The sequence below is a fragment of the Parapedobacter deserti genome (assembly GCF_042646065.1).
GTDB classification, from domain to species: domain Bacteria; phylum Bacteroidota; class Bacteroidia; order Sphingobacteriales; family Sphingobacteriaceae; genus Parapedobacter; species Parapedobacter deserti.
Genome location: NZ_JBHRTA010000009.1, coordinates 152,620 through 177,057, shown reverse-complemented (window position 1 = coordinate 177,057; position 24,438 = coordinate 152,620). Strand labels below are relative to the sequence as shown.

Here is a 24,438-nt window from a genome sequence, read left to right as displayed (position 1 = left end):
TTAATATGCGATCCGCCTATATTTGCAGTCCCATTCGCAAGGGTGGCACAAAGAATTTCGGATTGCCCGATAGTATAATGGTAGTACGACAGATTTTGGTTCTGTTTGTCTAGGTTCGAATCCTGGTCGGGCAACAAAAAAATGCGGATTGTCTGTTGGCAATCCGTTCATTTTTTGAGTGTATCAGTGGAAAAAACATCACATACTCCAATCCATTTGCTAACCCACAAAACAACAACAAGACCATGCCTTTGCAATTCAATCCGGTAAAGCTTTTTTCCGGTTCCTCCTCCACAGAATTAGCACAGAAAATCGCACAATCTTACGGCAGAGACCTTGGCGAGATGACCGTTTCCCACTTTAGCGATGGAGAAATCCAACCGTTCTACAACGAGTCCGTCAGAGGGTGCGATGTATTCCTTATCCAGTCTACAAACCAACCCACGGACAATCTGTTTGAATTACTATTGATGATCGACGCAGCAAAGCGTGCTTCGGCACATTATATCACAGCTGTTGTACCCTATTTCGGGTTTGCGCGACAGGACCGCAAGGATAAACCCCGGGTAGCCATCGGTGCCAAAATGATTGCCAACCTTATTACAGCAGCCGGCGCGCATCGCATCATGACCATGGATCTCCATGCCGCCCAGATTCAAGGTTTTTTTGATATTCCGGTCGATCACCTGGATGCGTCGGTGATTTTCGTACCGCACATCAAGTCACTAAACTTACCCAACCTGACCATCGCTTCACCGGACATGGGCGGTTCATACCGCGCGCGTACATTTGCCAAATATTTCAACGCGGAAGTGGTTATCTGTGACAAACAGCGCAAACGCGCAAACGAAATTGAATCCATGTCTATCATCGGCGATGTGAAAGGGCAAGACATCGTGCTCATCGATGACATCTGCGATACAGCTGGCACGTTATCTAAGGCGGCCTCGCTCATCATGGAAAACGGTGCCAGCAGTGTACGGGCGGTGTGTACCCATCCTGTGCTGTCTGGCAAAGCGTACGAAACGATAGAAAATTCTGCGCTTACCGAATTAATTGTTACAGACACCATCCCGCTCAAACATAAAAGTGATAAAATCAAGGTGCTCTCTACCGCAGACCTATTCGCCAGTGCCATCAAAAACGTTAATGAGCATGGGTCCATCAGCAACCTCTTTAAAGTGAAATAACGAGACTTTCAATGCTCACATATGGTTTATATAAGTATATAGAAACTATTTTTGAATCACATATATAGATCAAACACTTTTTCTTATATTTGCGACCTTAAATTCAGAAAGTTAAATTAATTAAAATGAAATCAATTGCTATTAGCGGTTCTTTAAGAAAGAACGTAGGGAAAAGAGATGCGAAGGAGCTACGCTATGCCGGTAAAGTGCCGGCAGTGCTCTACGGTGGTACAGCACAGTACCACTTTGCCGTATCCGCAACTGATTTGAAACCGGCCATATATACGCCGGATGTTCATTTCATCGACTTGGATATCGATGGCAAGAAATTTCAAGCCATCCTCCAAGACACCCAGTTTCACCCACTTACTGACCAAGTACGTCACATCGACTTCCTTGAACTTAATGACAAAAAGGAGGTAGCACTGAATATCCCGATCAAGCTGACCGGTACTTCCCCTGGTGTGAAAGTGGGCGGCAAGTTGGTGCAGAAACTTCGTACGCTTCGTGTAAAGGCCCTTCCAAAAGATTTGCCTCAATACATTGAAGTAAGTCTTGAAAGCCTGGAAGTCGGCAAATCGGTGCGTGTAAGCGACGTCCGATTAGAAAATGCAAAAGTTCTTAACAATGCCGATGACACCATCGTTTCGGTAATCATGTCACGTGCATTACGTCAAGCCGAACAAGAAGCGGCCAAAGCAGAGAAGAAAAAATAACAGCTGGGGCTACATGCCATACCGTGCAAAAAGCACCGACCCTGCTGGTCGGTGCTTTTTGTTTTAATGATTTGGTGTGCAATGTGCTAAATAGTCGTATTTTCGCACCGGAATGGCAAAGAAACACCTCATCGTTGGCTTGGGGAATATCGGGGCGGAATACGCTGATAACCGCCACAACATAGGCTTTATGGTTGCTGACGAGTTGGCCAAGCAGGCGGGGACCACCTTTTCTACGTTGCGGTACGCGTACTACACCGAATACCGTCAGCGCGGCAACAGTGTTTTCCTCATCAAACCGACCACCTACATGAATTTGAGTGGGAAAGCCGTCAACTATTGGATGCACGAACTGAAGATACCCTTATCGGATATACTGGTCATCGTCGATGAAATCGCTCTGCCCTTTGGTAAGCTCCGGTTACGCGCAAAAGGTAGTAGCGGTGGGCATAACGGACTGAAAAGCATCGAGACACTATGTGGCGGACAAGGGTATCCGCGTCTGCGTTTCGGAATAGGCGACAATTACCCGAAGGGCAGGCAGGTGGACTACGTGCTGAGTGGGTTCGATGACGATGAATTGAAAGAACTGCCCCAGCTTATCGAGCGTTCGGTGCAGATGGTCAACAGCATTGTCCAAATAGGCACGGAATTAACCATGACGCAATTCAATAAGTAAATTCTGACCAGGGGCAGCGCTACTTTTTATTCTTCTGGCTTTTTTTTGTGGTAATTTCAACTACCCCATTCGCGCCTTTTTCACCGTATTTCTCAATACCGCTTTCCTCTTTCCATACATTCACGGCGGAGATATCGTCTGGAGACAACTTTTTCAAATCTTCGGTGCTTGCTTCTTGGCCGTCTATGAGGTACAACGGTTGGTCATCGCTACGACCAATGCGAAACATATTGGACTCAATCGCTTGCGGCTTCGTGGTCTTCACCGTATCCAGCCTGACAGTGCCATCCATCGGCAACCGCTGTTCAGCGGTTACCGGCAAGACCATTTTTTGAGCAGCACTGTCCGCACCTGAACGTTTCTGATGGTTTCCCGTGCTTTTTGCGACGGCTTTTTTCGTGATAATGAGAATAACACCGTTGACGCCGCGTTCCCCATACAACGCTATCGCCGAAGCATCTTTCAGCACGGTGATGCTTGCGATGTCATATGGATCCATACTACTTCGATCGAAATCCATTGCCAGAGACTCGCCGTCTACCACATAAAGCGGATCATTACTTGAGCTATTCCGGATGGATATTTTAACCTCTGGAGTGTCGGGATTGCGTGCGTCCGCACCGGAATGCCCTACGACTTGTATGCTGTCGATTTCATTAAGCACAGTGGATTCCTCTTTGCGCTCAATGGCGGTATCCTGCCGTGATATAGCCGGCTGGTCGCTTTCCGTATCCGCGGCAGCCATGGTAAAAATAAGGGCAGAATCCTGTTCATAGGCTTTAGTGAGGGTGAATACCAGCACAAAAAATGCGATGACAGGAATGGCAAACACATACTTGCCCAACTGCAGCCGGGATGAACTGCGCATGTTCATCATGATAATTCTCCGCTTTAGACTATTGAAATTGAAACTATTCGCTAACACAGAATTGACTGCAGCCTGCTGGCCGACCTTCAGTAGACTGTATTGGTAGGTCCTTTTATCCACACCGCTTTGGAGCACGCGTCGATCTGTGATGAATTCGAGGTTTTCTCGGATTGCAATCCGAACCAACCAGGCAGCCGGATTGAACCAGCAGATGACGCTACATATTTCCGAGGCCAATACGTCAACAGTATGCAATTCGTTGACATGGATTTGTTCGTGCTCAAAGATTTCACTTAATTCATCATCACCATGGCTATGTATATTGAGGTAGATGTTCCGCCAAAATGAAAAAGGCAGAACATTATCGAAAACCTGCCGGTACCGGAACAACCGCCAATTGGCCACTATAGATCGCCGATGGATGCTCCACAAGCTGCCAAGCCGTGCCAGCAGCCTCAACGTAAACCAGCCCCCTCCCAGCCAGAACAAGACAGTTACGTAAGGCCATAAACTGAATGTGTCGGTCGGTATCTGTTGCCAGTCGGGAATAATCAATCCGATTTCACTCGAAATTTTCGGCTGAGCTACCAACCAGCCTTTTACATTTATTATCGGATAACTTATGGAAAAAACCAGCGCAAACAGCAGATAGAAGCGATTGAGGTTGTAAAATGTCAGTTTGCGCAGCAGGCAGCGGTACCCAAAATAAAACAACACGATAGATAGATTCGCCTTGAGCAAGTATAGAATAATATCGGGCATAGCTATTCACTTTTTTCTTCCTTGATCATTCTGATAATTTCATCCAAGTCCTCCGCACTGATTTTTTCCTCTTTGGCAAAAAAGCTTACTAGCTCCTTGTAGGAGTTTCTAAAATAATCGCTTACGAAACCGTTCATAAACACCTTCTTATAGTCCTCTTCAGCGACTATCGGCTCATATCGATAAGCGTTCGCATATTTCACGGCTTTGACATAACCTTTGCGTTGCAAATTTTTGATGGTCGACGCCAGCGTTGTATATGGCGTTTTTTCTCCCGGCATTCTATCCAGCAGTTCTTTAACAAACCCACCCTGGTTGCGCCATATGAGTTGCATTGCCTCTTCTTCTTGAATCGTCAATTTTTCCATGCCATCGCGTTATTACGTATAAAGCGTAAAGTTACGGAAATTACGTAGAAAACCTAACAAAAGCTATATGCTTTTTCTAAAAGACTCGATCTGACGGCTAATCAGCAACGTTAATTTAGATATTAAATTAACATTAAAATCGCAATATAATCGGTTTAACGCTTTAATATTTTGCCAATTTCATTACATTTGCAATTCATCCAGTTACAATTATGTCAGAAATAGCTTCTATATCAATAAACGGTAATACGCATGAACTACCGGTAGTTACGGGCACGGAAAACGAGCAAGGTATCGATATTTCAAAGCTTCGCGACCTGTCTGGAGCGATCACCATCGATCCCGGGTTCAAAAACACCGGCGCGACGAAAAGTGCCGTTACGTTTTTGGATGGCGAGAAAGGCGTGTTGCGTTACAGGGGATATCCTATTGAGCAGTTGGCTGAACAGTCGACTTTCTTGGAAGTCGCATATTTGCTGATATATGGTGACCTTCCTTCGGCCGACACATTGTCCGATTTCCGGAAAAAGATCAGCCGACACACCTTGATCCATGAAGACATGAAGAAGTTTTTCGATGGGTTCCCATCGAAATCGCATCCTATGGGCCAGTTGTCTTGTTTAGTCGGCGCATTGTCTGCATTTTATCCGGAATCGCTCAACCCTAATCCCAGCGAAGAAGAGGAAAACCTGACCATCATTAAGCTCTTGGCTAAAATGCCGACTATTGTGTCTTGGATATACAAAAAATCCCTTGGCCACCCCGTCATTTATCCTCGAAACGAGCTTAATTACGTGCACAACTTCCTAAATATGACGTTTGGCCAAATCACGGAAGATATAACTATAGACAAGGTTGTCGTAGACGCGATGCATAAATTACTCATCTTGCACGCCGACCATGAGCAAAACTGCTCTACGTCTACCGTTCGCATCGTAGGATCCTCCAACGCCAACATGTATGCGTCCATATCCGCGGGCATCTCCGCGCTTTGGGGCCCGCTGCACGGCGGTGCAAACCAAGCGGTCATCGAAATGCTTGAAAACATCCGCAATGATGGCGGTGACAGCGCAAAATGGCTAGCGAAAGCGAAGGATAAGAACGATCCATTCCGCTTAATGGGATTCGGACACCGGGTATATAAAAATTTCGATCCGCGTGCTAAAATCATCAAAAAGGCTTGTGACGACGTGCTGGACAAGCTCGGCATCAACGATCCGGTGTTGGATATTGCAAAGGAGCTGGAAGAGGCGGCATTGAAAGACCAGTATTTCGTAGACCGGAAGCTTTACCCAAATGTGGATTTTTACTCCGGCATCATTTATCGGGCGCTGGGTTTCCCCACCGACATGTTCACAGTGTTGTTTGCTCTTGGAAGACTGCCGGGCTGGATTGCCCAATGGAAAGAAATGAAAGGAAACAAAGAACCCATTGGTCGCCCAAGGCAGGTATATATCGGTAGTATCAAACGCGACTACATACCGCTGGACCAACGCTAGGAAGATAGACCGGTCAATGTAGTCCCATCAAATGAAATGAGGGCATCTGAGGGGATGTCTGTAGCATTAATGTTCATTTTTTAGGTTCCGCGTCCCATTCTTCCGTATTCTATGGGCTTACCTTTTCCTGTGAAACACGGAAGCTGCTGTGAAAGCAACTATCGCCGTCAGTACCAATCGTTTTGTACGGTTTTCACCCTTATTCGTTACCGTCGACGCCCAAACACCAACAGCTGTTGGTCTTCACGCAGCGACTCACGAAGCACCACCCCAACCAAAGCGCCGCTGGCAATCGTGACGACACCACCAATAGCGCTGTACCACATATAGGAAACATCCGTAAAACTTGCCACGGCCACCACGGTAAGAAAACCAGTGGTAAAGCCAATCAGTGCGCCGGTCGGCCCAGCACGCCGGCTCAGCATGCCCAGCAGAAATAGGCCGACCAATGCTCCACCAAAAAAATTAATCACGGTCATCGATGCCTCTAGAATATTACCCAGGTATCCGCCAAAACACGCCAACAATGTCGAAAATAACCCGATGCCGAGCGTGAGTTTCCTCGCGAAACTAACCGTTGCCTCCTCTTTCCTAAACCTGTTGTAAAAATCGGAAAGGACAACGGTCGTCAGCGAATTAAGGACTGAACTGATTGTTGACATGGAGGCAGCGAACAATGCGGCAACCAAGAATCCCCGAAATCCGGTAGGCAGTTCGTCAATCACGAAACGAATAAATACCTGGTTGGTATCAATATCAGTTCGGCCTTGTTGCTTATAAAACGCAAATAATACAGCGCCTTCGAAAAAAATCAAAAACCCGATCAGGGATGCAACCAAAACCGATGTAATGAATGCATAGTTCGATTTTTTAAGCGAATCCACTGTTAAGAAACGCTGCATTTCCGCCTGATCCGTACCAAATTGTGAAATGATCAAAAAGCTCCCGCCAATAATTCCTCCCAGCAAAGTATAGGTATCGGTAACATCGGTGGAAAAGTTAAAAAATTGAAATTTATCATTGGCTGCCCCCATCGTTAGCACCTCGGAAAAACCACCGTCTATTTTCGAAACCGCTACAGCGATAATAACGAAGATACCGCCCAACATGATAAACAGCTGCGGCACATCGGTCCAGATAACCGCTTTCATGCCACCAACCATCGTATACAGCGTGGTAAGCACACCGGTAACGAGAATAACCCAAAGCATGTCGATACCGCTAAGCACACTGATAATGATGGCTGGTGCAAAGATGCCAATAGCCAAGAAGCAACTTTTGAATAAGACGAACAGGCCGCTACCAACCAACCTAACGGTAAGGTTGAAACGCCTCTCCAGGTATTCGTAAATTGAATAGAGCCTGAGGTTAAAAAAGAAGGGAAGGACAACAACACAGATAACCAGAATGGCTATCGGAAGTGCTAAACGGTACTGTAAAAATGTAAAATCTGAACTGAATCCCAACCCCACGGCACCGATATAAGAAATCGCACTCGTAACGGTGGCAATCCCTGCAAAAGCGGCTGCCCACCAAGGAATCGTTCCGCCCCCCATGAGAAAATCCTTCAGCGATTTCTGGGATTTACTGAAAACGGTGGCCAAAACCACGATCCCTGTAAAATAGCAAAATAATATGATATAGTCGATAACGTGCATATCGATGTTTTGACAACGTTAAAGATTGTTTTTTTTCATTTCCTTGACCGCATAATCACATGCGCGTGCAGTAAGGGCCATGTAGGTCAGCGACGGGTTCTGGCACGCGCTTGAGGTCATACAGGAACCGTCGGTCACAAACACGTTCCGCACTTCGTGCAGTTGATTCCATTCGTTCAATATCGATGTTTTAGGATCCTTGCCCATCCTGGCTGTTCCCATTTCATGTATGGCCGCCCCCGGATAGGCTTTTTCATCGTAGGTTTTAACGTTTTTGATCCCTGCTACCTCCAGCATCTCGGCAGCATCATTCATCATGTCCTCGCGCATCTTCAGCTCATTGGCCTTGTATTCGCAGTCTATGGCCAATACCGGTTGTCCCCATTTGTCTTGCTTTGTCTTATCAATATAAGCTCGGTTTTCATAATAGGGAAGCGTTTCGCCGAATCCATTGAGCCCGATGGTCCATTTTCCCGGCTTGGCCAACGCTCCTTTCAACTCCCTGCCAAATGCTAGTTCTGCAACCGTATTTTGCCAACCTGATCGGTTGGCTCCCCCTTGGTATCCGAACCCCCTCACGTAATCTCGTTTCTCGCCATGGATATTCCTGAACCTAGGGATATAAATACCCGTTGGACGGCGCCCATAGATAGTCCGATCTTCGAAGCCCTCCGGCTCGCCATTGGCACCACACCTAAAGTGGTGATCCATCAGGTTATGCCCCAAATGACCACTCCCGTTTCCCAAACCATTCGGGTGCGCTTCCGAAATCGAGTTTAGCAGGATAAAAGTGGTAGCCAAGGTTGAGGCATTAAAAAAAAGCACGTTCGCATAATACTCCGTGGTTTCGTGTGTCTCAGCATCGATGACCAACACCCCCTTGGCCCTTTTGGTATCCTTGTCGTACAATACGCTGTTGACGATAGCATATGGCCGCAGCGTGAGTTTACCGGTTGCCATAGCCGCCGGTAACGTGGCAGACTGTGTACTGAAATAAGCACCAAACGGACAACCCCGATTGCAGAGGTAGCGGTACATACATTGCGCCCTGCCGTTGTGTGGAACAGTCAGGTTAGCCACCCTGCCAATCGTTAGGATACGCTTACGGTCATAGTGCTTTTCAATTCTCTCCTTCACGGATTGTTCCACACAGTTTAGTGCCATGGGTGGAAGGAATTCGCCATCTGGCAGAAAAGGCCATCCCTCCTGCTGTCCACTCACCCCCGCGAAACGTTCAACATAGTCGTACCAAGGTGCCATGTCGCGATAGCGAATTGGCCAATCTACCCCATGGCCATCCCGGAGATTCGCTTCGAAGTCCAGGTCGCTGAATCGGTAACACTGCCTACCCCACATCAATGATCTACCCCCCACGTGGTAGCCCCTGAACCAATCGAAGCGTTTTACTTCCGTATAAGGGCACTCTTCGTCGTTGACCCAAAAATGTTCGTTAAATTCATTATACCCCCTCGCACGGCGCTGTACGTAATGCGTTTTTTTCTTTTCTTCCGTAAGCTTTCCCCGGTAGGTAAACTGCCAAGGTGCTTTTAACGCTGTATCATAGTCCTTGATATGTTCAACATTACGTCCACGTTCCAGTAGCAGCACACGTAGCCCCTTTTCGGTAAGTTCCTTAACAGCCCATCCTCCGCTGATACCGGATCCTACAACAATTGCATCGTACGTATTTGATTTATCTGCTTTGACATTCAAATTCATCTGTTCCTACAATTAAGTGATATACCGTTTATCTCCCTGTTTATAAGTCATGCATCCATCGTATCTTCCAGGAACTGGTACATATTCGCACAATTGTGTACATACCACTTCCGCTGTAGTGAAACACAAAATGGTCATATCTCTCACAATGGTAAAGAAAAGGGAGTCCGATTTACCGGCTTTTTTCGTGATAACCCGGTCGCGCCATTCTTCGATCCATTGCTCGCGCTGCGATGCATCCAAATCGACGAAATTCCGCTGAAATCGCTCGTTTACAGCCTGTTCAAAATTCAGGAGTCCCTCTATGAAATTCGCGCGTGTTTTTTCGGGATAACATTCACTGATAATCTTAACCATAACCGGCCCAACGCCTGCCGCCCGCGCACCGGGGATATGCGTTTGTGGTATGATAACTTCTGCTATTTCCGTCAACATATCAACCCGGGCGGCCGTAAAAGGCCCATCCCTAGCCTCACCCGGTACCTGAGTACATCCACTCAACAGCGAACCCGCACCGGAGGAAACCACCACCCCACCGATTAGCGATGTGGCAGCTTTAAGCGCATCTCTCCTATTCATCATTGTTATTTTTAAATCTTATATATCTTACCCGTTCTATTCCGGTTCATTCCTTTAAATGTAAGTGTACAGACAACTTAGCAGAAGCCTTCTTTCCCGACACCATACCGCGCACTCTCAACCAATTGCCGAAATGCGAAACCCGAACGAAATGGCTGCCGGGTGCTGTGATTCTGGGAAACACGGTTCCTTCCGGAATCCAGTTAATCCCATCGGCAGAAATTTCAACTACTGCGTCCAGTGCTATATCCTCGCCTTGCAATTCTTCAACGATTAAAAAAAATATCGCCTCCGATGCCCATCCTGCTTCCATCGGATGCGCCTCAAACTTTTCCTCGACCGTGATACGGCGTTCGACTACTGATGCATGAAAATGTCTCATTTTGATCGGCTACTCTCCTGATATAACAATGGAATCTACATAAAAAAACACCCGTCTGTCCGTGTCGTTCTCTACCCAAATACTCGGATTGAACAATCCCTTGATCCGCGCATACGGTGCTGTCAGCGTGGGTTTCATGCCTTTCAAATCGAAGACCTTATCACCCGACTGCAGCTCGACGTATTCCCTTTTTTCCGTGTCAATCAATAGCCGGAAATAACTCCAGTTAATCTTGTCATCGCTTTCGTTATAACACAGGTCCTGATAGCCGTCGGGCACCCATTCAAATCCGTCTGTTGCACCATCGGGATACCGCTCCCCATACCACATGGCATCTATTCCGTGCTTACACCAATCGTTCTCAACCCCATAGGCCCATTCCAAATCGGAGACATCCTTAGCTTGGAATACCTGCCACCTCCTCACCATTTCACCATCCACCGCATTGAGGTAACGCGCACCGATGAAATATCGGTATTCATCGTCCTGAATGTCAAAGAAAGCCCCAAATGCCCGCATTGCCTGTTCGCTGAGCCCCTGCCGATCCTGCTCCGGCGTATAAGCATACCACATTTCAAATTGCCGAAGTCCCTTAGTCAGGTGAGTGGTAAGCCGCTTGATGCCGTGAGATAGGCTTCCCGGGGCGGGGGCTGCGGTATACGGATTTGCAACGGGGCGGGTGGATAACTTCATGGAGTACGTGCCGTTCATCGATCCATGTGTCCCCACAAATCGAAAACTTGCCGAGCTCAACATGATCGGCCCCCACTGTGTTTTGTCAACATGGCTATATCGGAGTGTATTGAAATTTTTGCCTACGTAATTCGGATGGAGGTCCACCCATCCACGCAGGCCTTTATCGAAATCGTCATAACAAATAATTTTACGAAGCGGCTGATAGTTCGTTAACCCGCTCTCTAAAGCAATCACATAGTCTTTCATATTGTATCCTTTTCACTTGATTTCATGTTCTATTCCTTCTTCCCATTTGGTTATACTGGTGACCTGCACCGTATTCGTTCGGACTCACGGTCTTGCCCGCCGCCGATCACAACTACTTCTTCTCCCCGGCGGTCGATACCGGGCACCCGCCACTCCCAACAGCAGCTTGCCCATTTCTATCCAGCGATCTTAAGTTGTCAGGTCAAAAATCTATATCCTTTGGCATGATAGTCAGCCCCCTGCTCAACCGCTGTGACTTATGACTGTTGCCAACGTCAAGCAAATACCGAGTTCACCTACTACTTCCATATTTCTAATGCGCCTTGGATTCCTCGGTGAGCCAAGCCGTATTGAACCGCGCCAATGATACGGCTGCCGGCATATTTTTCAAATCACCTTGCCCATGCCCGTATAAACACAGCACGGTACCGTCAGGCAACACCGCTAAATCCGAGTAGGTGGAGGGGCCGGTCTGAAGAATTCGTTGAATTGGCCATGAACGGCCATCATCCGCGCTCATCCTAATAATCAGCTCCGCACGTCTTTTGACATCCGACGGCTGAGATACCAGGATAACGTTAGGCTGAAAACTCTTGCGGATCAAGCCAATGTCGCATACTCTTCCGGTCAACCCATGGTCGTATTCCAATTCACTACTCCAAGTTTCCCCGCCGTCTGTACTATATACTTTTGCCTGCCAGGAACTATTTTCCATGGAGTACGTTCGTCCGATTAAAAGCAGCGAGCCATCTTCCCGCTCCACAAGCTGCGATTCATTCAATTCCCCAACCGGGGTGTCTCCACCCACCTTCCACGTTATTCCGCCGTCGTCGCTGAAAATACAGTTTACGCCATACGCCCTTGCTAGCGGCGCATGCGATATACGCTTACGGTGCCATATGGGAACGAGGAGCCTACCGCCGGTGGTTTGGATGCCATGGCCTGGACCAGGGAGGTGAAACGTCCAACCATGTGGGTTATCCGCAAAGAGCTCAGTAACCTCCGTGGGCGGCAACCATGAGGCGCCATCATCATCGCTGCGGATAAAAAACACCCTGGAATGGCTATTATTCGAATTTAACGCATAGAATAAAAAGACGGCGCCTGTATTACGGTCCTGCATTAAGGTAGGATTCGCCCATGATTGTCCCGCCACGCTTTCGACAACGATCTCGGAGTCAGAAAAGCTTTTGGCCATGTCCGTACTCCGCCTGACAACGATATGATGTGCCCCATCGTCGGTTCCGTCGTGGATACGACCTTCCGACGCAACCAAAACGTTTCCCTTTTCGGTGACTAACAATCCGTAAACGAAATAGGCAGCTATGCCATTCTCACCATTTTCCCACAACACCTGTTTCTGCAATATGGGAGCGCTGATATCGCGTTTTTGCGGCATGTCCATTAAGATATGCAGCAACAGCATACTGATACTTATTATTAACATCTTATCGTATATCATAGGGAATAGCGGTTACCAGTCGGGGTTTTGCGTGATCAATTCGTTCAATAATAGTTCATCGGGTGGGATGGGAAACAGCAAGTGCTTTTCGGAAACCGGAAGCGTGGAATCAATTGCCTTTAGCGTCGCCACTAGTCGCTTAGTCCGCACTAGATCGAACCATCGATGCCCTTCAAAACCCAGTTCAACAGCCCGTTCGAGCAATACCGCATCTCTGAACCCATCCTTATCAAGCCCTTCTAGATTCTGCGGAAAATCGGTTGGATTTCCATTTCTGTTCCGTGCACGCTCCCTGATCGTATTAATCATGGAATACGCTTCATCCGTAGGCCCCTCCAATTCGTTCAGCGCTTCGGCGCGCATCAGGTAAACATCAGCCAACCGCAGCACAATGAAATTGCCGCAGAACGCAAAATCGTTCCGGGAGGTCGCTGTACGGTCTACATATTTCCAACAAGGGGCTGGATATGGGGTAGGGAACTGTTCCCAGCTCAGCCACTGTCCGTTGAAGCTTTCGCCCTCGTAGACAAAAGTGGACTCCCGACGGTAATCACGTTCGTCGTACAGATTAAAGTATGCGACTGTACTTACGGTACTACCGCCATCAGATGCGGTTTGTTCAGGAAAAATACGGATCCCTCTTGGCAAGGAAAAGGACCCCAAAATACTGTGCTCGCCCAGAGGGGATAGCTTCCGATCTCCCTGCCATTCAAACAACGATTCACGATTGAACTCGTTTGGGGGACCGAAAATCAATTGATAATCCGGCATTAAACCATGTTCTGGCATATCGAGTACTTGGTTGCAGAGTGTTGCACACAATTGATAATCATCCGGCCCTCCAGCAGCTGAAGAAGCACGGGTGAGGTATACCTTGGCTAATAGCGCTTTTATTGCTCCAAGCGTAGCACGCCCCTCCTGATTTGTTGGCGGCACGGTTTGGATGCCAAATTCAAGATCGGCTATAATTTGTTCGTAAACGGCCTTCAGACTACTCCGCCCGACGTTTACGTCACCTAAGGAGGTTACCTCATTAACAATCAGTGGCAGTTCGCCCCAAAGCCTGAGACCGTAAAAATAAAAAAGTGCCCTGAGAAAACAAGCCTCACCAATATATTGTTGTTTGAGCCCCTCATTCATCGGAACGGATGCGCCCCGATGGATTACACTGTTAGCCCTAACGATGCCGGCGTACATACTGCTCCATACCCTGTTGATATCAGCATGATCATTGGTAAATGTATAATTGGCCAGCAGCCGTTGGTCAGATAGTGTTGGTGTATAAGTTTCTCCGGCCGGAAGCGACGTCAGGTAATGGAGCCTCCTGGCCAAAAATGTTTCGCTATTCGTGCCCAACGCATCGTAAACTCCAACCAACGCAGTAAACAAGTCACGTTCGTTTTCATAAAAATTTTCAGGAGCCAGAAAACCGCGCGGTTCTTCCTCAAGAAACTTTTCGCACGACACGAACCCTACGCTAACCAGCAACATGATTAAGCCGATGAAAGTCTTATTGATGTATTTCATGATTACATTATTATATGGCTACAGGCCAAGGTTAACACCAAAGATAATCGTACGCGCTGTGGGGTAATGCCGTCCACCGTCCGGGTCATACCCCGGATAGTCTCTCGTGAAGGTGAACAGATTTTGTCCGGATGCGTACACATGAAGTTTTCTCGACTGACCGATGAACCGTCCGGGGATATCATACCCCAACTGGATATTTCTTATTTTCACGTAAGAACCATCGACCAGGTTGTATGTGGAAGATCCCATCCAATTCGAAACATTTGCTCTCGGTATGTCGCTATCAGGGTTCTGAGGGGTCCATCTATTCATGAGCGAACGGAGCTTATTACTTCCTCCGGTAGCCGGATTGGTTATCGACATTCCATGCATTTCCTTCCTGCCGATTTCACCTTGCAAAAACACACCCAACGATACGCCTTTGTAGGTAAACCGATTGTTAAAGCCGAAAATGTAGTCGGGAATGGGGCTTCCCAATATAACCAGATCATCGGCATCCAGTTGGCCATCGCCGTTGGTGTCCCGGTACCGCGCATCGCCCGGCTTTACTCCTTGTTGTACGGATTGGGCATCTATTTCTTGTTGAGTATTGAAAACGCCGTCATAGATGTAACCACGGATTACACCCGGTGGATAACCGATAAAAAGAGAGGTGGACGCTGAGCGCCCCAAGGAAACCATCTCACTGTTATTGCGGGAGTAATTGACATTGAGATTCCAACCGAGCGCTCCGAAATTCAGGTCGCCGCCCACGCCGACTTCAAACCCTTTGTTGTTCAGGTTGCCGGTGTTGTACAAGGCGGTACTGTATCCCGAATAGGCAGGTAAATTCACTTCAAACAACAGGTCATTCGTCCGTTTGTTATAATAGTCAAACACCACGTTCAATGCATTGTCAAACAGGGAAACATCCAAACCGAGGTCCCATTGTGCTGCCCGCTCCCACCTAAGTTCGCGGTTAGCTAGACTTGTTTGGCTAGCGCCCGATACCAGCTGACCGTCGATGATGTAGATGTTACTGGTTATCAATCTGGCGAGCGACTGATAGTTGCCGATCTCCTGATTCCCGGTGACACCGTAACTAGCCCTGATTTTCAGGTCGCTAACTATGTTCTGTGCTTTCATAAACTGTTCCTCTGAGATCCTATAGGCTAATGCCATCGATGGGAAATACCCCCACTTGTTACCTCTTCCAAATTTGGTCGACCCATCGGCCCTTAGGGTCACTGTGGCGAGTATCTTATTTCTATAGGCATAATTAGCCCTTCCAATAAAAGACGCCAGCCCCCATTCGTTGACGGAAGAAGAGACGTCCGGTACCCCTGATGCACTGCCAATATTATCAACGCCAAAACGGTCATGCGGGAATCCCGAAGGCTGTGTAGTAGTAGACTTTATTTCCTCCGTTTGCCATGTAAAGCCTCCGAGGACATCCAATTGATGTACATCGCTGAAGTCTGTGCTATAGTGCAAGGTGTTTTCGTTCAGCACATTGGTGAATCTCCGCTCCGATAGAACACCCAATCCACCCAATATACCTCCGATATAGGTTGTTTCCCTGGGATAATATTCCTCATTGCTCCTGCTGATGAGATTGACACCCCACAGGGTCTTGAAGGTAAGGCCTTCGAGAATTTTGTAGCTAAGCGAAAGATTTCCCAATAAGTTATCTCCGGTCAACCGGTTTTTGATCGTGAGCAAGGACGCTATTGGGCTTTCTGTTTTTCCGCCGCCATACCAATCGGTCACATATTCACCGTTTTCGTCAAATACGGGAATTGTTGGAGACGTAGCGAATACCTTATCTGCCACTGACCGGATATTGTCTGACCCCGCGCTATTCGTTGGTACAGCTTGGTTAATAGTTCTATTGTATGCGATTGACTGGCTGAATGTAATTTTTTCGTTGATTTGGTTATCCGCGTTGATCCGAAAGGAATACCGATCCAGTGATGAGTTCAACGCAATTCCATCTTGCGAAAGATAATTACCTGACACAAAATACCTTGTCTTTCCTCCACCGCTCGAAAGCGATAGTTGGTGGTTTTGCATCGGGGCTACCCGGAATACTTCGTCCTGCCAATCCGTACCTTCTCCGATTGCATCCGGATCAGGGAAAGGTATCGGCATGTTTCCTTCTGCCGCCCAGTCGTTCAAAAAGGTGGCATGTTCCCTCCCGTTCATCAGATCCAGCTTTCTGATCAGGCGTTGCGATCCATAGTAGCCACTGTAATCCACCTGCACTTGTTCGCCGCGTCCCCTTTTTGTGGTGATCAGTACAACGCCGTTATTACCCCTCGATCCATAAATAGCCGTAGCAGACGCATCCTTGAGTATCGCCACCGATTCGATGTCTTCAGGGTTAAGGGAGGCCATTGCATTGGTTGGCGTAAAAGTACCATATGAAGTCCCCCCGGGATCCTTGCTATCGTTGTACACAGGTATACCATCGATGACAAACAACGGCTCATTTCCGGCATTTACGGAACTGGCACCCCGTATCCGGATGTTTACCCGGCCACCGGGGGCACCCGACGAGTTGGATATCTGTACACCCGCAGCTTTACCTTGCAATAACTGGTCGATGCTGACCAGCGGTTGGTTTTGGAGCTCCTCGCTGGATACTTCGGCAATCGAACCCGTGATGTCCCGCCGCCTTTGCGTGCCATACCCAACTACAACCACCTGGTCCAAGGCTTCGCTGGTAGACTCAAGCCTGAAGTTGATTTGGGCCCTGCCTCCGAGGGCAATGCGCTCGGTTTTAAATCCAACAAATGAAGCGATCAGCCAACCGTCCAATCGGGAAACACCAAGCGTGTATTTCCCCTCCGCATCGGTCACCGTCCCAACGTCAGAACCTTCCAATTTGATGCTTACGCCCGCCAACGGTTCATCCGAATCCGCAGTTGTCACCCGGCCAGACACCCTGGACTGTTGCGCATGCGCTTCCTGGATCTGCAAAGCCGCTGTGCAAAACAGGAATGATAAAATAACCATTCGAATATTCATAATTTGGCTTTATTGGTTACTAATAAAAATCCACCTCTTGTTACCGATTGAATTCGTCCAATCTAAACCTTGTGCTAATGACGGAATTGCGTTCAGGTCCGGGCCGGTATTTGATATATGTGGTTGCCACAAACGTGCCATCCGGCAGCAGTTCCAGGCCTGGGTATCCGCAGTCGCCTTTCCGGTAGCTATGCAGCAACTTTACCCGATAATCTCCTGATTTTCCAGCTACTATGTCCTCATATTTTCCTACCCAAGCCACGAAATGGTTGCGTGTCGCACTGCCATTTCCGGTATCCCGAAATACCACCACCAATCGACCATCTTTGGTATATTTCGCCTTATGTCGATCACCATGCAATGCAAAAGGCAGTGCCTTGGGTTCAGACCACGATCTCCCCTCATCATGGCTAACCATATACAGGGATACCCGTTTAACGTTTTCCCTTAACAGACAAAGCAGTTCTTTACCATCGGGAGATCGGACAATTTCCGGTTCGCAAGGTTTCAAGCCAGGTATATCCGATACGATTTCCCACGGACTCCATGAGAAACCCCCATCCTGCGAAAAGCTCTGTGCCACCACATTCGACCGGTGTTCCGAGGTTTCGCCAGGCCTTCTAATGTTTGACATAGCGAGCAATCGCTTTCCGTCTTCAATAGATTCGATCGTACAAAAGGGCATCACACATGGCCCCATTCCGTTGCTTTCCATGGGCGACCATCTCTTGCCGTCGTCCGTGGAAAACGACTGATACATACTTCCGTCTGGCCCTGTTCCGGCAAATACAAACAAATGGTGGCCACCGTCGGGGTGCGGTAGGCGGTAAATAGTGGGGCAATTCCTGACGGATGACCAATTCTCGGGAACATCGAGCAACTCGCTCCAGGTAAGTCCCCCGTCTGTACTTCTTTTCAATGGACCGCAGGGTCCCCCGTGGTTATACGTCCATACACAATACATGGTTTTTCCATCGGGTAGCAATACCGTAGTCGGATGTCCCTGATAGGTGATTGAATCCCCTTGTGCCACGACAACCTGCCGTAGGGTGTCTCCCGAAATGTCAAATGTCGTCAAAGAATCGACAGGGCCGATTGTTATCATTTTGCCCTTGGCCGAAACATTAGGCAGAAATAAAACACTCACTGCAATTAAACGAATACAGAACTTTACTTTCATAGCTTTACAAATTGGTTTCAAATACGCCTACTTACTCATATTCTAATGTCCTACATATTAGAATAATGGATTAGTATATTTTTATTCTGCGCAGGAATGCACAGTAAATCATATATGTCTGATGTATTAGTATAAACAAATGTAATAATACGCTTATCACATATGCAAATTTCTGTGCCGACTTTTTATTTACAATCAGCTAACCAACTGAAAATGAAGATTAAAATGTTGTCTCATTGCTTCCCGGAAAGCGGCCGCATCGCCATCTTTCAATATACTGACCAAATTCTGATGGGTTACTTTCGGCGGTTGGCCCGGCTTATGGATCTCGGCACGGTAATCCAAGCCGAACTGGAAGATCGGTTGTAGCATCCTTTGGAACCTGATAATAACTGGATTGCCGGTAATCTCGTAGAGCGTCGAATGAAACTTAATATCCAAGGCAACCAATTCGGCTTTGCTTTGAGCTTCCGACTCTTCACTGAGGATATCCTCCAGCTTTTGAAAATGCCCGTCGGTTATTCGGCTATAGAGAAACTCGCCAAGTCCCATTTCCAACATGAGCCGCACCTCAAAGAGACGCTTTAACGTCTCCTTGCTCAACAGCTTCGGTTCAAGAATACGAGCCATCCCGCTCAATACATCCGGTTCGGTCAGGATGGTGCCACGTCGCTTGCGCACATCAATCATCCCCAGCATACGCAATCTACTGAGCGCCTCCCTCAGAACACTCCGGCTTACGCCTAAAGCCTCCGCCAGCTCCGTCTCTTTAGGTAAAGAATCGCCGATCTTGAATCCCTTATTCACGAAATATTCCCGCAGCCGCTCTTCTGCTTGGTCGGTCATGGTAATGCTGCTGATGGGGTTTAGACCAGTATTAATCATACGCTTCGACAATATATCGGACAAATATAATATAAAACAGCAATAAGTGGTTTAGATCGGCAAGTCAAATTCAGCGACCCAAATGGCGTTGTCCCCTCGTTTAAACCCGTGATAGTAAAACATAAGATAATGTGAACCTTCAAGATGAACGAGCCAGGTGTAACCGTAGTCATCCCTCCCTACTGCCTTAACTTCAGGTATATCCATCAATTTCGAATCCAACTCAAATGTCAATTTATCCACATCCCCTTTCCAAAGCCAGATACTGCCGGGCAAAGGCCTTTCGGTAGTTAGCGCAATTAGCTGTGCTGGATTGGAAGGATTTATCATCGCAAATGGATGAGCCAATCCGAGCGTATGGTTATTTTGCGCATCTATCGATGTTAATTCAAGGCGCCAGGTCTTACCCAAGTCTTCTGAAACCGCCAAATATTGACGCACGGCACCCGCCTCCCTTCCACGGATAAGAACCAACAGCCGATCACCTGATCGCATTAAGACAGGTTCACCGCCGTTAATGTTTGTAATCATTTCCGGCTTTTGCCAGGTTTTGCCGCCATCATCCGATATGGATTGCCAAATACCCGTTTGATAAGGTTCCGACCCGGCCCGGTAATGCCCTGCTACCATCAATTTGTTTCCGGGGATTTGTATGATCGTGCCAGATACCGAGCCGGTTTTATTAGGCCCCAATGCCGACGTATCGACAGGCTCCCAAGTCTCTCCGTCATCTTCAGACCGCCATCCGAAAATATGGTTTGCTTCATTGCCTTTATATGCCATCGCCAAAAGTACGATTGCCCCATCGGCAGCCAGTCCCATAGCCAAATTCCCACTTTCTGGATAATTTATATTTTCAGAAAAATCTTTTAAGATGCGGGGATCGCTGAATGACCGCCCCTTATCCTTTGAAACGGAAACCGCTGGGGAATGTCCGCCTTTTGATCCATGGAACTGGCCAGCTAAGTATGCGAGTACAATAGTACCATTCAGAGTCTTTATTGCTTTTGGCCATGCCAAATGTGTGATTTTAGGGTTCTTTGGCGAAGGAACAGCTACACGAACCTCTCCGGGGATTGCCAAACGGCCAGACCAGATTGTATCTGGCCGATGCATTCCTTGCTGACTAACGTTCCCTGCTGACTGAAATGGCAGTACTAACAACAATCCGATTGTCGTTAGCAGTAGAAAAAAAAAATGTTTCATCATCTTCAACGTATAGCTAGCTTCATCAGGAGGGTTATTTAGTCCTTCTATATATCAGGTGATCGTCCCCTTTAGGGCCGGGGATCAAGTAACTAGCTAATACACTTAGGAAAAAACAAACGAATATACCGATGGCCGCATATAATAGCAGGTGTATGGAAGTGAATTGTTGCACCGCAAACAGCGTGCCTGCCGCGCCGAAGAAACCAACAAGCACCGCACTGAGATGTACACGCCGCACAAATATCCCCACCATAAACATACCCGCCAGAGCACCACCGAATAGCCCTACGATTTTCAGATATTGGTCCCACATAGAAGGACTATTGAGGAATGCAATATAGCTTGCGGTGCCAATACCAATAAGCCCGAGCATGAGGGTGGCCCTGTGAGCCAATTTCATGCACTGCTTGTCCGTAGCTGCGGGTTTTAACCGCTTGTAGAAATCGTTGGTAATTACGGCAGACATCGAATTGACACTGGAATCGACCGAGGACATCGCTGCCGCAAATATGGCGGTGATGACCAATCCTGATACGCCAGCCGGCAACTGTTGCGCGATGAACCAAGGAAAAATATCGTCGGAACGGCTGGCCGGGTTTAGCAACTGGGGATGGGTTTTGTAAAAAGCCCATAATGCCGTACCTACACTGAAGAACAACAGCGTGGCAGGAATTGCCAATATGGCATTAGTCCAAATGGATTTTGCCGATTTCTTTTCATCCTTGGTAGAAAGATAGCGTTGGATCACCGCCTGGTCTGAGGTATAGGAAACAATATTGGCAAAAAAACTACCGATGATTACCACCCAAAGGGCATCGGTGGTCATATCCCACGTCATGTTGGCCAACTTGAATTTACCTTCTTCCATACCCATCGAAATGATCTCGCCCAGCCCTCCGTCAATAGATGAAGTAATCAATATCAGGCTCACAATGGCACATCCAATTAATAGAAATGCTTGAAACATGTCGTTCCAGATATCCGCCTCGATACCACCCAAAAACGTATAAGTAGTAGATAAACCACCGATTAGCGCAATACACAGATAAATATTAACATCCAATACGGCATTCAGCGCCAGCGACGGCAGGAAGATGACAATACCCATTCTACCGAGTTGAAACAGAATAAATGCCACGCCGGCAGTCCACCGGGCGGCAAGGCCAAACCGCTTCTCAAGATATTCATAGGCCGTAATGATATTGAGCCGCCGGAAAAACGGCAGGTATATCGCAATGACAATCGGAGCTACGGCTATAATCGTCATATTGGCTACTACGTAAACCCAGTTGGTGGAAAATGCTTTGGCCGGTATAGCCATAAACGTGATGGCACTAAGCTGCGTAGCAAAAATACTGATGCCAGCCGCCCACCAGGGGATCCGGTTGCCCCCGAGGAAGTAGTCGCGCTGTGTTTTCTCGCTATTGGAATAGTAAATACCAATGCCAATAACCACTAAAAAATAGGTCACGAGAATACCAATATCTACCGTGGCAAACCCTGATTTCTGTTGTGTAGGAGATACCTGTATAACCTGAGGACTTCTTATACCAGGTTTTATTTCCCCTGTGGGAATAATGGATTTTCCCCGCCAGGTTACGAGTGGGGTGGTTACAGCGGGCATTACCTCATTCCCTCCGACGGCGCTGGGCAACGCACCCAGTGCTGCCCACGTATCGGTAACGGCATGGTACCCGAGCACCGTCCTGTTGAACCCGGGGTGCCGTTCGCGTAATTCAGCCTGCCGGAAAAAATGTGAGCCCTCATCGCCTCCCAACACCAACAAGTGGTTTTGCCCTGATGCCATGGCGGGTGAAGGAGCTGCAGCCACTGCGTTTGGCAGGTCGGCGATCTGCTGCCATTCTCCAGATGGGGTATAGCGGTAGGCATCTTTCAAGTAAGATCTCCGGGTTTTACCGGTGCTATCAGCTTCCAAGTCCACTCCGCTTATCAGGTAAAAGGACTGATCTATGGTGCCTGCCACAGCCAACATTCGCGGAGGGCCGGGCCAGGTGTCCAACTGTGTCCAACCCGCGGTTGTATCAGACAAATCCAATTTCAGGAAAACGCTTGCCGGGGTTGCTGAATCGGAAGCTTCCAAGCCTCCGGCCAGATAGACATTTTTACCGATAATTGCTCCTGCTGAATAAGCCAAAGGCACCGGCAGGGAGGGATATTCTTCAACGATAATTTCCTGGCCGTTCCATATAAGCATAAACACATCACTGGAATGCTGGCTCTGGTCGTTACCACCGATACAAAGCAATCCCTGGGTGGTAGTAATGGATGTCCCGTAAGCCAAAGGTCTTTGCAGCTTCGCCGCCCGTATCCATTCGCCCTGTGGAGATCGCAGCACGAAAACCTCATCGTGCCAAACCTTAGCACCTCCCTCCCAGGGCATTCCTGTAGGGAAATTGGCACCTCCGGCCACAATCAAGGCGTCGTTTGAAACGCCCGAAAATGCGCCCGCAAATCCCGTCTGGTCTGGCAAGGGCGGGAGTTGATCCCACCGGAAGCCTGACGAAGCCAAATGCTGCGTGCTACCGGTAAAGGGAAGCGAAGACAATAAGAAGCATAATAAAATAAATATCCTCATGGCGAGTCTGCTTTAATTATTAGGCAGGCTTGGCAGCGTGCACAATGTTCAATGTTTCAAAGAATTTGATGTCGTCCAATCCTGCCTCAAGCAATTTACTATCAAACACAGAAAGTGCTTTTAACGGCAACCGACACGGCCCCAGGTCGATTCCGCGCATAGCCATGATAGCCTTTTGCGCTGGTATCGACGAATGTTGTGTTAAGCGCCTTACCATTTGTACGGAAAGGTGTTGGGCGCGACGCGCTCCCTCCAGATTGCCGGCATTGAATTCCGCCATCAATTGGCGGTATAACGGGGCCGCAAAGGTGTATGTGCTACCCACGGCCCCCTTGGCGCCAACGGTAAGCGCACTTAAGAGCATTTCGTCATAGCCGAACAATATATCAAACTTGCCACCACCATAATTGATACACGCTTGGTACTCGTGCAGCGAAGAAGCAGTGTATTTGATGCCCGCTAAATTGGGTATTTGCTCTTCGGATAGCCTTAGAAAATCGACCATATCCATTCCTACTCCGGTCAATGCCGGTATGTGATAATAATAGAACGGTAAATCCGGGGCTGCGGAAGCGATTTCCGCCATACAATAGACCAGGTTTTCCACGGATGACGGCTTGAAATAAAATCCAGCCACAGCTGAAATGGCATCTGCTCCGATCCGTGACGCATGGGCTGCCATTTTTCGTGACTCGCCGATGGAGTTGTGCCCTACATGAACAAATACAAGCAGCCGCTTCCTTGCCGCCTTTACATATGCTTCAGCTACAGCCATACGCTCCTGCACTGTCATGTTTGGTCCCTCACCATTGGTCCCACAAACAAACACTCCACGCAGTCCGTCTTCTACTAATTTGTCGACCAGCACGGGCACCAAGTCCAAATTCAGCGTCCCATCTTCGTGGAATGTGGAAAATGTAGCCGCAATCAGCCCTTCTATTTTTGTCATTTATATATAATTATTTAAATGTTGTTTCATCTTTTTGATATAGGCGTCTACTCGGCAGCCCGATACTCCCTTACCGATAAATCGAAAGCCTGAAGCACCACAATTTAGATAGACGGCCATTAAGACCGCCTCCTTATATGTAGAACATATAAACAAATAACTGTATAATTATATTATTTTCCAAATATAATTCCAAAAAGGTGGCATCTATTTGAACCCTCAATCATACCATGGTTGATCACTTTATCACTATGAC

The 24,438-nt window shown here is 47.8% G+C and carries 19 protein-coding genes and 1 tRNA gene; 5 read left to right on the top strand and 15 right to left on the bottom strand.

Going from position 1 to position 24,438, the window contains the following annotated elements; translation table 11 throughout:
* Positions 1 to 63 precede the first annotated feature (63 nt).
* The 4 genes from ACFOET_RS04225 to pth all read left to right on the top strand — a co-directional run bounded on the left by ACFOET_RS04225 (position 64) and on the right by pth (position 2,585).
* Positions 64 to 134: transfer RNA gene (locus ACFOET_RS04225), tRNA-Gln, on the top strand.
* A 111-nt stretch (positions 135 to 245) separates the two neighbouring features.
* Entirely contained in the window at positions 246 to 1,190 is a 945-nt protein-coding gene (locus ACFOET_RS04220; RefSeq protein ID WP_379019898.1) for a ribose-phosphate pyrophosphokinase, read from the top strand.
* Between the two features lie 125 nt (positions 1,191 to 1,315).
* A complete protein-coding gene (locus tag ACFOET_RS04215) occupies positions 1,316 to 1,906 on the top strand; it encodes a 50S ribosomal protein L25/general stress protein Ctc (protein ID WP_379019896.1) in 591 nt (196 codons plus the stop codon).
* Positions 1,907 to 2,018: 112 nt separating this feature from the next.
* A complete protein-coding gene (gene pth, locus ACFOET_RS04210) occupies positions 2,019 to 2,585 on the top strand; it encodes an aminoacyl-tRNA hydrolase (protein WP_379019894.1) in 567 nt (188 codons plus the stop codon).
* A gap of 19 nt (positions 2,586 to 2,604) precedes the next feature.
* Here the strand turns inward: pth and ACFOET_RS04205 are convergent, their stop codons facing one another.
* Positions 2,605 to 4,215 (bottom strand): TonB-dependent receptor plug domain-containing protein, encoded by a 1,611-nt coding sequence (locus ACFOET_RS04205; RefSeq protein ID WP_379019892.1) that lies wholly within the window; start codon positions 4,213 to 4,215, stop codon positions 2,605 to 2,607.
* Positions 4,216 to 4,217: 2 nt separating this feature from the next.
* Positions 4,218 to 4,583, bottom strand: a complete 366-nt coding sequence (locus ACFOET_RS04200; RefSeq protein ID WP_379019890.1) for a BlaI/MecI/CopY family transcriptional regulator — start codon at positions 4,581 to 4,583, stop codon at positions 4,218 to 4,220.
* 212 nt (positions 4,584 to 4,795) lie between these two features.
* Here ACFOET_RS04200 and ACFOET_RS04195 point away from each other — a divergent pair, with 212 nt between their 5' ends.
* Entirely contained in the window at positions 4,796 to 6,082 is a 1,287-nt protein-coding gene (locus tag ACFOET_RS04195; protein WP_379019888.1) for a citrate synthase, read from the top strand.
* Positions 6,083 to 6,288: 206 nt separating this feature from the next.
* Here ACFOET_RS04195 and ACFOET_RS04190 read toward each other — a convergent pair whose 3' ends face one another.
* The 13 genes from ACFOET_RS04190 to ACFOET_RS04130 form a co-directional block, all read right to left on the bottom strand.
* Positions 6,289 to 7,740 carry a sodium:solute symporter family transporter gene (locus ACFOET_RS04190; RefSeq protein WP_379019886.1) on the bottom strand — a complete coding sequence of 484 codons (1,452 nt, stop codon included), beginning with the start codon at positions 7,738 to 7,740 and terminating at the stop codon, positions 6,289 to 6,291.
* Between the two features lie 18 nt (positions 7,741 to 7,758).
* Positions 7,759 to 9,459 carry a GMC oxidoreductase gene (locus ACFOET_RS04185; protein ID WP_379019884.1) on the bottom strand — a complete coding sequence of 567 codons (1,701 nt, stop codon included), beginning with the start codon at positions 9,457 to 9,459 and terminating at the stop codon, positions 7,759 to 7,761.
* A gap of 12 nt (positions 9,460 to 9,471) precedes the next feature.
* Positions 9,472 to 10,041: a gluconate 2-dehydrogenase subunit 3 family protein gene (locus ACFOET_RS04180; RefSeq protein ID WP_379019882.1), complete on the bottom strand. Its 570-nt coding sequence runs from the start codon at positions 10,039 to 10,041 to the stop codon at positions 9,472 to 9,474.
* Positions 10,042 to 10,084: 43 nt separating this feature from the next.
* Complete coding sequence (locus ACFOET_RS04175; RefSeq protein WP_379019880.1) at positions 10,085 to 10,420, bottom strand: hypothetical protein; 336 nt, start codon at positions 10,418 to 10,420, stop codon at positions 10,085 to 10,087.
* A gap of 9 nt (positions 10,421 to 10,429) precedes the next feature.
* On the bottom strand, positions 10,430 to 11,362 hold the full coding sequence (locus ACFOET_RS04170; RefSeq protein WP_379019878.1) for a DUF6772 family protein: 933 nt from the start codon (positions 11,360 to 11,362) through the stop codon (positions 10,430 to 10,432).
* A gap of 313 nt (positions 11,363 to 11,675) precedes the next feature.
* Positions 11,676 to 12,809, bottom strand: a complete 1,134-nt coding sequence (locus ACFOET_RS04165; RefSeq protein WP_379019877.1) for a sialidase family protein — start codon at positions 12,807 to 12,809, stop codon at positions 11,676 to 11,678.
* Between the two features lie 27 nt (positions 12,810 to 12,836).
* Positions 12,837 to 14,351, bottom strand: a complete 1,515-nt coding sequence (locus tag ACFOET_RS04160) for a RagB/SusD family nutrient uptake outer membrane protein (RefSeq protein WP_379019875.1) — start codon at positions 14,349 to 14,351, stop codon at positions 12,837 to 12,839.
* A gap of 18 nt (positions 14,352 to 14,369) precedes the next feature.
* Positions 14,370 to 17,351: a SusC/RagA family TonB-linked outer membrane protein gene (locus ACFOET_RS04155; RefSeq protein ID WP_379019873.1), complete on the bottom strand. Its 2,982-nt coding sequence runs from the start codon at positions 17,349 to 17,351 to the stop codon at positions 14,370 to 14,372.
* 52 nt (positions 17,352 to 17,403) lie between these two features.
* Positions 17,404 to 18,543, bottom strand: a complete 1,140-nt coding sequence (locus ACFOET_RS04150) for a sialidase family protein (protein ID WP_379019871.1) — start codon at positions 18,541 to 18,543, stop codon at positions 17,404 to 17,406.
* A gap of 195 nt (positions 18,544 to 18,738) precedes the next feature.
* Positions 18,739 to 19,428: a FadR/GntR family transcriptional regulator gene (locus tag ACFOET_RS04145; protein ID WP_379019869.1), complete on the bottom strand. Its 690-nt coding sequence runs from the start codon at positions 19,426 to 19,428 to the stop codon at positions 18,739 to 18,741.
* Positions 19,429 to 19,479: 51 nt separating this feature from the next.
* Positions 19,480 to 20,448 (bottom strand): sialidase family protein, encoded by a 969-nt coding sequence (locus ACFOET_RS04140; protein WP_379019867.1) that lies wholly within the window; start codon positions 20,446 to 20,448, stop codon positions 19,480 to 19,482.
* Positions 20,449 to 20,668: 220 nt separating this feature from the next.
* Positions 20,669 to 23,233: a sodium:solute symporter family transporter gene (locus ACFOET_RS04135; protein WP_379019865.1), complete on the bottom strand. Its 2,565-nt coding sequence runs from the start codon at positions 23,231 to 23,233 to the stop codon at positions 20,669 to 20,671.
* 19 nt (positions 23,234 to 23,252) lie between these two features.
* Positions 23,253 to 24,182, bottom strand: a complete 930-nt coding sequence (locus tag ACFOET_RS04130; RefSeq protein ID WP_379019863.1) for a dihydrodipicolinate synthase family protein — start codon at positions 24,180 to 24,182, stop codon at positions 23,253 to 23,255.
* Positions 24,183 to 24,438 lie beyond the last annotated feature (256 nt).

Bases quoted from the DNA above. Each gene is read 5' to 3' on its own strand.
- ACFOET_RS04220 (WP_379019898.1), top strand. From the start codon at position 246: ATGCCTTTGCAATTCAATCCGGTAAAGCTTTTTTCCGGTTCCTCCTCC.
- ACFOET_RS04215 (WP_379019896.1), top strand. From the start codon at position 1,316: ATGAAATCAATTGCTATTAGCGGTTCTTTAAGAAAGAACGTAGGGAAA.
- pth (WP_379019894.1), top strand. From the start codon at position 2,019: ATGGCAAAGAAACACCTCATCGTTGGCTTGGGGAATATCGGGGCGGAA.
- ACFOET_RS04205 (WP_379019892.1), bottom strand. From the start codon at position 4,215: ATGCCCGATATTATTCTATACTTGCTCAAGGCGAATCTATCTATCGTG.
- ACFOET_RS04200 (WP_379019890.1), bottom strand. From the start codon at position 4,583: ATGGAAAAATTGACGATTCAAGAAGAAGAGGCAATGCAACTCATATGG.
- ACFOET_RS04195 (WP_379019888.1), top strand. From the start codon at position 4,796: ATGTCAGAAATAGCTTCTATATCAATAAACGGTAATACGCATGAACTA.
- ACFOET_RS04190 (WP_379019886.1), bottom strand. From the start codon at position 7,740: ATGCACGTTATCGACTATATCATATTATTTTGCTATTTTACAGGGATC.
- ACFOET_RS04185 (WP_379019884.1), bottom strand. From the start codon at position 9,459: ATGAATTTGAATGTCAAAGCAGATAAATCAAATACGTACGATGCAATT.
- ACFOET_RS04180 (WP_379019882.1), bottom strand. From the start codon at position 10,041: ATGATGAATAGGAGAGATGCGCTTAAAGCTGCCACATCGCTAATCGGT.
- ACFOET_RS04175 (WP_379019880.1), bottom strand. From the start codon at position 10,420: ATGAGACATTTTCATGCATCAGTAGTCGAACGCCGTATCACGGTCGAG.
- ACFOET_RS04170 (WP_379019878.1), bottom strand. From the start codon at position 11,362: ATGAAAGACTATGTGATTGCTTTAGAGAGCGGGTTAACGAACTATCAG.
- ACFOET_RS04165 (WP_379019877.1), bottom strand. From the start codon at position 12,809: ATGTTAATAATAAGTATCAGTATGCTGTTGCTGCATATCTTAATGGAC.
- ACFOET_RS04160 (WP_379019875.1), bottom strand. From the start codon at position 14,351: ATGAAATACATCAATAAGACTTTCATCGGCTTAATCATGTTGCTGGTT.
- ACFOET_RS04155 (WP_379019873.1), bottom strand. From the start codon at position 17,351: ATGGTTATTTTATCATTCCTGTTTTGCACAGCGGCTTTGCAGATCCAG.
- ACFOET_RS04150 (WP_379019871.1), bottom strand. From the start codon at position 18,543: ATGAAAGTAAAGTTCTGTATTCGTTTAATTGCAGTGAGTGTTTTATTT.
- ACFOET_RS04145 (WP_379019869.1), bottom strand. From the start codon at position 19,428: ATGATTAATACTGGTCTAAACCCCATCAGCAGCATTACCATGACCGAC.
- ACFOET_RS04135 (WP_379019865.1), bottom strand. From the start codon at position 23,233: ATGAGGATATTTATTTTATTATGCTTCTTATTGTCTTCGCTTCCCTTT.
- ACFOET_RS04130 (WP_379019863.1), bottom strand. From the start codon at position 24,182: ATGACAAAAATAGAAGGGCTGATTGCGGCTACATTTTCCACATTCCAC.